10 protein-coding genes, 1 tRNA gene and 1 riboswitch are annotated in these 9,424 nt (G+C 40.1%); of the genes, 4 read left to right on the forward strand and 7 right to left on the reverse strand.

The window, feature by feature from the left end; translation table 11 throughout:
• Nucleotides 1-305: 305 nt before the first annotated feature.
• The 5 genes from cobD to QZT26_RS14555 all read right to left on the reverse strand — a co-directional run bounded on the left by cobD (nucleotide 306) and on the right by QZT26_RS14555 (nucleotide 4,513).
• Nucleotides 306-1,400: a threonine-phosphate decarboxylase CobD gene (gene cobD / locus QZT26_RS14535; protein WP_099323656.1), complete on the reverse strand. Its 1,095-nt coding sequence runs from the start codon at nucleotides 1,398-1,400 to the stop codon at nucleotides 306-308.
• 250 nt (nucleotides 1,401-1,650) lie between these two features.
• Entirely contained in the window at nucleotides 1,651-2,526 is an 876-nt protein-coding gene (locus QZT26_RS14540; RefSeq protein ID WP_099323655.1) for an ATP-binding cassette domain-containing protein, read from the reverse strand.
• Nucleotides 2,520-3,308 carry a cobalt ECF transporter T component CbiQ gene (gene cbiQ / locus QZT26_RS14545; RefSeq protein WP_099323654.1) on the reverse strand — a complete coding sequence of 263 codons (789 nt, stop codon included), beginning with the start codon at nucleotides 3,306-3,308 and terminating at the stop codon, nucleotides 2,520-2,522. Before cbiQ ends, QZT26_RS14540 begins: the two co-directional genes overlap by 7 nt.
• A gap of 88 nt (nucleotides 3,309-3,396) precedes the next feature.
• Nucleotides 3,397-3,759 carry a hypothetical protein gene (locus QZT26_RS14550; protein ID WP_099323653.1) on the reverse strand — a complete coding sequence of 121 codons (363 nt, stop codon included), beginning with the start codon at nucleotides 3,757-3,759 and terminating at the stop codon, nucleotides 3,397-3,399.
• On the reverse strand, nucleotides 3,743-4,513 hold the full coding sequence (locus tag QZT26_RS14555; RefSeq protein ID WP_157775621.1) for an energy-coupling factor ABC transporter permease: 771 nt from the start codon (nucleotides 4,511-4,513) through the stop codon (nucleotides 3,743-3,745). The genes QZT26_RS14550 and QZT26_RS14555 overlap by 17 nt, the downstream gene beginning before the upstream one ends.
• A gap of 141 nt (nucleotides 4,514-4,654) precedes the next feature.
• Nucleotides 4,655-4,872, reverse strand: a riboswitch (cobalamin riboswitch).
• 480 nt (nucleotides 4,873-5,352) lie between these two features.
• Between QZT26_RS14555 and QZT26_RS14560 the strand changes: the two genes are divergently transcribed.
• The 3 genes from QZT26_RS14560 (at nucleotide 5,353) to QZT26_RS14570 (ending at nucleotide 6,972) form a co-directional block, all read left to right on the forward strand.
• A complete protein-coding gene (locus tag QZT26_RS14560) occupies nucleotides 5,353-5,577 on the forward strand; it encodes a hypothetical protein (protein ID WP_295103174.1) in 225 nt (74 codons plus the stop codon).
• A 269-nt stretch (nucleotides 5,578-5,846) separates the two neighbouring features.
• Complete coding sequence (locus tag QZT26_RS14565) at nucleotides 5,847-6,293, forward strand: hypothetical protein (RefSeq protein WP_295103177.1); 447 nt, start codon at nucleotides 5,847-5,849, stop codon at nucleotides 6,291-6,293.
• A 4-nt stretch (nucleotides 6,294-6,297) separates the two neighbouring features.
• Entirely contained in the window at nucleotides 6,298-6,972 is a 675-nt protein-coding gene (locus QZT26_RS14570) for a polyphosphate polymerase domain-containing protein (RefSeq protein ID WP_295103179.1), read from the forward strand.
• Nucleotides 6,973-7,113: 141 nt separating this feature from the next.
• On the opposite strand, the gene QZT26_RS14575 is transcribed toward QZT26_RS14570, so the two are convergent.
• Together QZT26_RS14575 and QZT26_RS14580 are read right to left on the reverse strand one after the other, a co-directional pair.
• A complete protein-coding gene (locus tag QZT26_RS14575; protein WP_099323648.1) occupies nucleotides 7,114-7,863 on the reverse strand; it encodes a hypothetical protein in 750 nt (249 codons plus the stop codon).
• 364 nt (nucleotides 7,864-8,227) lie between these two features.
• Entirely contained in the window at nucleotides 8,228-8,581 is a 354-nt protein-coding gene (locus QZT26_RS14580; RefSeq protein WP_164994894.1) for a hypothetical protein, read from the reverse strand.
• Between the two features lie 414 nt (nucleotides 8,582-8,995).
• Here QZT26_RS14580 and QZT26_RS14585 point away from each other — a divergent pair.
• Nucleotides 8,996-9,069, forward strand: a tRNA-Arg gene (locus tag QZT26_RS14585).
• Nucleotides 9,070-9,424: the final 355 nt, after the last annotated feature.

A 9,424-nucleotide genomic window follows, 5' to 3' on the forward strand; every position in this document is an offset into this window, starting at 1 on the left:
GGGGTTGTTTTTAATAAAATAATTCTTAACACCTTAGTTATTTGAAAAATCCAAGGGGATATAAAAAATAATGTAGCCCCTTTGGGGGCGGTCTGTTTGTAGCGCAATAAAATTCAACAGGTAAATAGCCCCGTAGGAGCGGCCTGTATATGATTGACAGGAAGACAGGCCGCTCCTGATTATAGAGACAGGTTTCAAACCTGTCTCTACGATCTGTTATGGTATCCTATCTACTACAAACAGGTTGCTCCTGCGGAGCTTATCGGTAATACGTTTTTTTTAAAACCAAAGTGTTACAATAATTCTTAACTTAATGACATTGGGTTGCAAACCCGACTGGATAGGACTTTTTTAAATACATTGATTAACTTTGTATTTTCTTCCCTAGTCCTAACCGCTATACGAAAATACTCATCATTGAGTCCGGCAAAGTTGGAACAATCACGAATAGCGATGCCCTGCTCCAGCATCCATTTACTCAGAAAAACAGAATTTATCCCTTCTGCGTTGATTTTAACAAATACAAAATTCGCCGCAGGTTTATAAGGAATCAATCCTCGAATATTTGACAACTCTTCGTATAAAAACACCCGTTCGTTTCTTATGAATTCTTTACTTGCGGCAATAAACGCATCGTCTTCCATTGAAACCATTGCGGCATATTGGGCAAAGGTATTGACCGTCCATGGTTCCTTATATTCCAGGAGCTTTTCCGCTACGTTTGCGTGGGCGACGAGATATCCTATTCTCAAACCAGGAAATCCGTAAAATTTTGTAAGAGACCGTACTACAATGAGGTTTTCAAGTGTACCTGCTTCATTTATCACCGTGTATCTCTCCGGCTCATCCACAAAATCCATGAATGCCTCATCTACTACAAACATTACATTTGAATGTTGTTGTATCATTGCCAATAGCGTACGCTTCTCAATTAATAATCCGGTGGGATTATTCGGATTACAGAGGAAAAGCATGCCCGCCTTTTCATCCTGGAAATAATTTTTATTGTAGTGGAAAGAAAAATCGTCTTCGTCATTGAGGGCATACGGGACTACTTCCGTGCCGCTGCATTTTAAAGCCTCTGGAAATTCACTGAAAGACGGTTGCAGGATAATTCCTTTTACAGGTTTTAAAGCGCGGGGCGCCAGATAAAATAATTCCGTAGAGCCATTTCCTACAACAATCTCGTTGGCGGAATGCGCTATTTTCCGCGCTATATATTTTTTCAGACTGTAGCAATCAATATCGGGATAATGCAATATATCGTCGAAATTTTCGAAAACTGTTTTGTGCACGCCTTCCGGATATCCGAGTGGATTAATGTTCGCGCTGAAATCAAGAACAGCGTTTTTGGTATGTACATTTGTATGCTCTCTATATCCGCCATGACCCTTAAACATATTACACTCCGGATTCTATGCCTGAAACTCTGCTTTTAAAAAATACGAAATTCGAAGTACGAAATACGAAACAAATCCGAATAACAAGACATAAAATTCAAAACACACAACAAATATGAAGCACGAAATGCGAGAGACGAAAGAGGCATTTGTTTAGAATTTCGAATCATTTTGTCATTAGAATTTGTTTCGTATTTCACCATATCTGCGGATAAAAAGTATTTTCACCTGAAAATGTCTGCCATTTAAACTACTCTTCTGAAATATTCAATGCGGCTGATTTTGCCGTATGACTCCCATTTAGTTTTTGTACCAAAAATTTTCTTGCCTCACCAATGGTAAGGGGTAAATTTGCCATTGAAATGTAATCTTTATCCCTTAACAGCCTCATAAGTTGCGCTATTTGAGGCAATTCGAGATACATCTTCTCCAATTTCTCTGTTTTCGAGAAAACGTTTTCCGGCGTGCCTTCACACACAATATTTCCCTCATACATAACGGCCATCCTGCTCATGTAAACAGGCACAACATCTACCACATTTGTTGCCATAATAATGGTAATCCCACATTCATGGTTAAGTCTCTGAAGCAGCCTCATAAGTTGTGTTACTCCGGCTGGGTCTAAACCGCTCGTGGGTTCGTCTAGTAAAAGAATTTCCGGCCTCATTGCGAGCACCCCGGCAATGCAAATCCTTTTTTTCTGTCCATAGCTTAAATACCCAACAAACTTATCTGCACAGTGTCGCATATTCACTAACATCAATGCCTCTTCCACCCTCCGCTCAATTTCTTCTTTTGAAAGCCCTAAATTCATAGGCCCGAATGCCACGTCTTCCCGTACTGTTTGAGCAAACAACTGATCATTCGGATCCTGAAACACAATACCTACGCGTTGAACTATCTCACGGGAAGGATACTTCCGTAACGGTCTTCCGTCTAAAAGAACCTCCCCCTCTTGTATTTTCAATAAACCGTTGAAATGTTTTAATAAGGTGGTTTTCCCAGACCCGTTTGGCCCAAGAATTGCCCAAAATGCACCTTTTTCAATATCCAAACATACCCCGCCAAGGGCAAGTGTCCCGTCCGAATATTTATACCGGATATTTTTAGCCTGAAGTATTACCATATCCGTATATTCCCCGCATAGAGAAGAAAGGGGAGAAAGAGGGTCATCCCTGAGAAATAAATATATTCATTTTTACCCAAGGGCTTTAAATGGCAGGTTAATATACATCCTCCCTTATAGCCCCGTGCATACATCGCCTCAGAAGTGCGCTCCGCCCTTTCAACGGCACGGATAATAAGCATTCCACCCAAAATCCCGAGGGATTTTATTGCTTTTAACCATGAGGCATGCCCTAAACGCGCCTTTTGCGCAAACCAGATTGCAGACACTTCATCCAATAATTGGAAAATGTACCGATACATAAAAGACATAAGTTCCAGAACGGTATCCGGCATACGAAACCATTTAAGTCCTGCATTTAGCCGACTCATTGTTGTAGTGAAGGCAAATAAAATCACCAGAGAAATCCCCCCGAGTATTTTGCCTCCAGTTTGCAGTCCGCCAAGAAGACCTTCTTTCTTTAAGGACATGATATATCCCCCAATGGAAAAAGAAACCCATTCCTCTTGTCCTTCATGCAATCCCTTGACCACTAGCATCATAACCGCAAATAATAATGGCAATACCATCTTTTTTATTATTGCCAGAGGAGAAATTTTCAGTGTAAGCAGAAAAACGAACGATATGAAAAGAAAAGAGAGAGACACAAAAACATTTTTTGCCCATATATTTATTGCCAGCATTGATAAGATGTAGATCAACTTGACCCTTACATCGATCCTCGTCAACCAGTTATCTCTCCGGGCATACCTGTCTGTAAATGTGAGATGAAAAAATCCCATAATGAGACGCCTTCTCTAAAAAACTTTCTCTGCTCTGTGGTTAAAATCCTTTTTGCCGGTCTGAGGCATTACCTCTTAAGATACTACATTATTTCTCATAAAATATCTTTCTGGCGTTAAACCCTATAACAAAGCCTCCTATTACACCGGCAAGTGTGAATACAAACAGGAGCAAATCCCCCTGATCAGTATTAATGTAAGGATCACGGGGTGGACGTCCATACTGGCTGGCATATTTTCCTACTATGCTCACATCAATTCCGGTCCACGCACCTTCACCTTCAACTGAATGGATTGTTCCTGTTATTTCAGTGGCTTTTGCCTGATTTTCATGTTCGGTTACACGAATCATCTCAAAATTATCTGCATGCGCCGCAGATAAAAATGAAACCATACCGGCCAAATAAAGTAAAAAAACGATATACACGGTAAATTTAAACAGGTTTTGCATTTTTCTTTATCATCCCAAGTTGAACCAAAATATCCGGCCTTCTTTTTTCTATAAAAACCAGAATAAATCCAACAACCACGCCTTCCACAATACATAAGACCCCCTGTGAGGTCATCATAAAGACGCCAAATATTTCTGCAGTCGCCCTGAAGAAAGACCCACCATTATTTATTACGAGCAATCCCAGTTCAATAGAGGTACCCAAATAAGTAAATAAATCAGAAATTACACCTGCAAAGAAGCCGCACCAAAATAATGGCATGCCGCAGCGCCGGGTTATTTTGAACGCAAAAAATCCGGAGAAAGAGCCTAAAATACCCATGGAAAATATATTCCCGCCCAGCGTTGTTAACCCGCCATGCGCCAAAAACAAGGCTTGAATAAGCAAGGCAATGCCCGCTATCAGTACACTGACAAAAGGTCCCAGCAAAATAGCACTCATGCCTGTGCCGCATGGATGGGAAGTTGCCATTCCGTTTAATGCTACGACGGGAACGGGGAAGCACGAAAAAACGAATACTGCCGCTCCCAGCATGCCAACTAACGGCAGGTAACTATGCATCTCTCTTTTCTTCCGTTTCACCTGGTAAATCCCAATACCTAAAAAAGGAATCGAGACGGCAAACAATGTTACTGCCCATTCTGTGGGCAGAATTCCTTCTGTAATGTGCATTGCATATGCAGCCTTATCGGAAACAAGGAACACGAGCAAAAAAACCGTTATATTTAACAGAAACATTTTTGTACTTTTCAAAACTTTCTCCCGTAAAACAAAAAAACCCATACCTTCAATGTTGAAGATATGGGTTTTCTATTTTATCGAAAAAATAGGCTTGCCGCCTATTCTCATGAAAATAATTACACTCAAAAACTTCACCTTCTTTACCATCGAAGATTTCGTGAAGCAATTACAGGCAGGTCTTCTGGCTCCCGGATCGTTCTACTGGTCACTCCTTCCCGGAAAGCCGTTTAAGCGACTTTTCCAGTGGCGTTGTGACGTTCGTCCCCGGTTACAGCGGCGGGTCCGCTCCTCGTCGCAAATTCTGTTTTGCGGCATGGATTCCCTTTTTATTTCTGCAATAATGAGAAATCACCTGTAATCGAACATAGTAATAATAAATAAAAGAGCGGTCTGATGCACGAAAGACTTTCGGGATTCTACTTTGAGCAAGTCAAATTTGTCAAATGGAAAATAAAACGCTTCACTGTAAACCATGCATTTTATCAATTGCAGCGTTAATGGTAACCATGCAAAACCCTTATATTTGCTCATATATTCTATTGATATGCATACGGTAACTGTATATATTTCGTAAAGTCAAATGGATAAACTATTTTCCGCAAATAATGAGAACCATTAAAAATGTTAGATATTTCAAAATTACAACTACATTCAGGCAATACCACGCCAACATCAGTCATTTATGCCGTACTCCTTTAGTTTGTGTTTTCAACCTTAATTGCAATTACCTATGAGAAGACCTTTCGGGGGCTTTCCTACTCAAGAAATTTTGTTCAGGTGCTCATACTCAGTTCCGTAGTGGCGGCAACTGTTATGCAGGCGATAGGGGACAGCCTTGCAAGGGGCCCGGTATGCTTGGCGCATTGGCAATTGTTTGGTTCAGAACCAATTTCAGAGACCCAAGAGATATTATCTTCATGTTTGCAAGCCTCGCGGCAGGTATTTCTGTAGTAGTCAAAGGGTATACTATTGCGACAGGCGGCGTTATTGGTTTTTGTGTTATTGCAGTTATCCTGTATTTTTCCCCATTCGGACAAACCAGTTATTTTGACGGCATGTTGCGGTTTAATCTTTAAAACCTTCCCTCTTCAAAAAATATGCTTGAAAAGGTTCTTCATGACTATTGTAAAATCTTTGCGCTCATTACACTCTGTGATATGGTGCAGGGCAATCGCCTTGATTACGCCTATCATATAAAACGGAAAAGGATGAAAAGGATGAAAAGGAAATACAAGGCATAGACTATTTTGTAATATGAGTTTACAAGGTAAGGGCAAGATAATTTCTCCGCTCTGCAGCCTTCAAATACAGACGACTTTAAGGGGTGTATTATGATGGTTTATGTGTGTGTGAAAATCGGTGTTCAATTTCTTTTGGAGTAGGTATAAACCTCCCCTTCATTCATTCCAACCGCATGGATGTCAATCGCAGAAAACTTCAATTTTTATCTGTAAAGGGCGAGCATGAAGAACTAAAAAGGTCTTTGGGAGAAAATGTGCGATTACTTTCCGGGGAAATGAACAACATATTTCGGCAGTATGATGTGCTCATGGAAGAAAAAACAACGGGCGGCACGGAATCAGCACTAAAAAAATATATGGAAACAGAAGGCATCGATCCGCTAATGCTGCTCGATATGCAGGAAAGCATTGTTAAAACGGACATCCTCATTAAGCAATGGCAATATGAAATTTACACAAAGTACCTTGAATACCTGGATATCTCAGGGCAATTAACCAGACTCCCTATTCGAAATTATCTTTCCCCGGACTTAGGGCAAATAGAGTTCTAAATATATGATTGAAGAGACAGCGCTGACCATCCGGAGGCGATACGAGTTGAAATTTGTCATTCCAAAAGAAATGATAGAACCCATTTCGCGTTTTGCTTCTATTTATTGTTCTCCCTACAAATATTCTTCAAATGCTGATAATGGTTTTTATTGCATAAACAATCTGCATTTTGATACTCCAGATTATTTATTTCTTATGCAAAGGCTGGACAAATGTAACAGAAGACTTCATCTGAGGATTCGTTCGTACCTCAATTCCAAAAAGTATCGCTGTTTTCTTGAAGTGAAAGAGAAGACCGGGGATATTGTCAACAAATACAGGGCGCCTCTTTATGATGAAAACTGGCGCAGGATGTTTGAAGACCTGGATTATTCATCGTGTGAAGAAAAAGACTTTGACCCGAATTCGTCCAAAACGCATTTCCTGAAGACGGCATATTTCTATAATGCAACGCCTAAAATGTTGTCTCAATATTGGAGGAAGGCATATGTATCCAATGTGAATGAATATGCGAGGGTAACGTTCGACACCGACCTGAGATATCAGCCGGCAGGGGGATATTGTATTATTCAGGATGAGAATAAAGTGGTTTCGCTGGATGACGAAACGCTTTTTGCCCAGAATGCAACGTCATACTGGAACTCAAGTGCTACACCATGCAGGTACCCTTATGGATGATCGATCTTATCCGGCATTTCAATCTCCAGCGGCAGGGTTTTTCAAAATATGTTGAAGGCATCATAAATGTCCTGCAACTTTACAAATATGATTCCGGGGTGAGACAGGCATCATCTGTATTGTTTTAACACAGAATTAAAGTTATGATTTACGGCCAAGGCGCCATTGCTCCAATTCCTTTTTTAATGGCAGCCAATATTCCCGATCTTTTTTCCTTTCGGCACTTTCTTCTTGTATGAGGAGAGATTCAATTTCTTCCACGTTTTGGTTTAATACTGCTTTAAGCAGTGACCGGGTAGGTATAAGATTTTTACATAATGCAGCATTTTTCCTTGCTATTTCCATGAGTAAAACAGGAGTCCTGCATTCCATGAGCCAGAAAATAATCTTTTCTTTCCCGGCTTTTCTATAACCCTGCGTGACGTCGGTTTCAATGAGACGGCGAATCATGGGCCAGTCCTTTTCGCGCTGCGTCTTTTTAGCCTGAATTAAATCCGGTAGTGAAAGAATACCCATCTCACCAATCTCCGGCAACTTCACAATGGACCTTCTCTCCCATAATTGCTCAAAATCGGAACAGCCTCGCATTTTAGCCATCATATCAATGCGCAAGCCTTCTACCCCTTCTGCATTGCAACGGAAATGGCATGCATGACCTCGTCTGAGTACTTGTTTGCCCAGTGGCGGTACAAATATGGTTTCAGCTTTCAAACATTTCAGTGCCTTTTTTATAGCTGAAATGTTCTTTGTATCAATCCCGATAGAAAAATCTATATCACGACTGAACTCAGATCCGCCGTATAAAATGCACGCCTGGCCTCCCATAAGCAGGTATCGAACGCTGCAATTCTGGAAAGTCAAAAGGGCTTTGTGAATCGGGTTCTGGATCAAAACTCCCTCCAAGTTCTAAATATATCGGCCAAAGTTTAGAGCTTTCAATGTATCTCTGTTCAGGTGTTAATTTCGCCCAATCTTCTTGTTCTTCATTAAAAAATAGCTTTAAATTTATTTGCATGGGTAATTTTCTCTATTCTGACCTACCACATAAACTAAACGGTTACAAAATTTTGCAATTGCGTGGGTTGTGCTGATAAAGCCAGCAACTATCGCTGAAAACTGTATAAGTGGGTCGGCTTGATAAGCCTTTGTCCGAAGCGCTAGGTAGATGTTTTCGTTGTGGACAAATCCCTTTAGTTTTAGAATATTATCATTGTTCTGCCTGATTTTCGAAGTTTATAACACAATGGGAGAGATATTAAAATATCTTTGCGACTGCAACTGCAATGCTAGTGCAGCCTGCGACGATAGCGAATATTTTCATTAGAAGATCGGAGTGTGAGGCTTTTATGCGCCATTCCAAAGTAGTCATTTCTGTGTGCATTTCTTTGCGAAACTCATCGAATTGTTTATTAACGCCGTCGAATCTTTTATTAATCTCGTCGAATTGCCTGTTTGTGTCTTCGTGCATTCTGCTGATAAAGTCTTTTAAACTCTGCTGTCCGTCAACGTGGGATTCCTCTATTATGTCCGTAAGCACCTCGGCTTGTTCGTGCGGGAATCCGACCGCTTCTAACTTTCTGATATTACTGAGTTCTTTGGTTATTGGCATTTTAGTCTCCTGTTTAGAATCCTATCATTGTTCTGCCTGATTTTCAACGTTTATTGCTGCCTGCAAAACCTCCTTTTCGAATTTACGATTCTAGATTTTAGATTTAAAAAATCGTACTTCTAAAAATGTAGGATTATAAAATCTTTTCTAATTCTACAGTATCTCCACTATTGCTTTTCCAACGGTAAATAGCTCCCTTTTGACTTTCAAGCTTGTTGAAATGCTTCTTGACTAAAACGAACGTTTCTTATAAAATTTCCAAACCATACGTTATTTACTAAATACGACAAACTTGACAAAACATTCGAATATAAAACTTATAGCCATTTGGCTCAAAACACTCACGATTTTGATGTAAATGCTGTAAATATCGCAAATGATATTGTTGCAGTTTTTTAAAGCCTTTAAGATTTTGCGCCCATAGCTCAATTGGATAGAGTCACGGACTACGAATCCGGAGGTTGGAGGTTCAAGTCCTCCTGGGCGCGTTTTTACTTAACGAGCGATAGTCTTTTCTATACCCGTTTGTGTTTTGCCCCATAAAATGCATACCAAATAAGCTGAGGTGTTTTATCATAGATGAACGGCATCGGAATTGATTCATAAATTAAAGAGCGCGGATATATATTATTTTCTTAACAATACCAAGATTGAGATTTTATACCTATCTCACAACGCAGCATAGCCGCAACCAAAAAGATTTTAATTACGAAACACCTAGCGCGGCCTTTGGCCGCAACCAAAAAGGTGATTTTTAGTTTATTATAAAGTATAGTAGTATCCTCGTAAATAGTAATCAGACAATTTGGAGGACACTACTTATGAATAAGTTGATGGAATTAT

The organism is uncultured Candidatus Kuenenia sp., assembly GCF_900696675.1.
Classification (GTDB): Bacteria; Planctomycetota; Brocadiia; order Brocadiales; family Brocadiaceae; genus Kuenenia; species Kuenenia stuttgartiensis_A.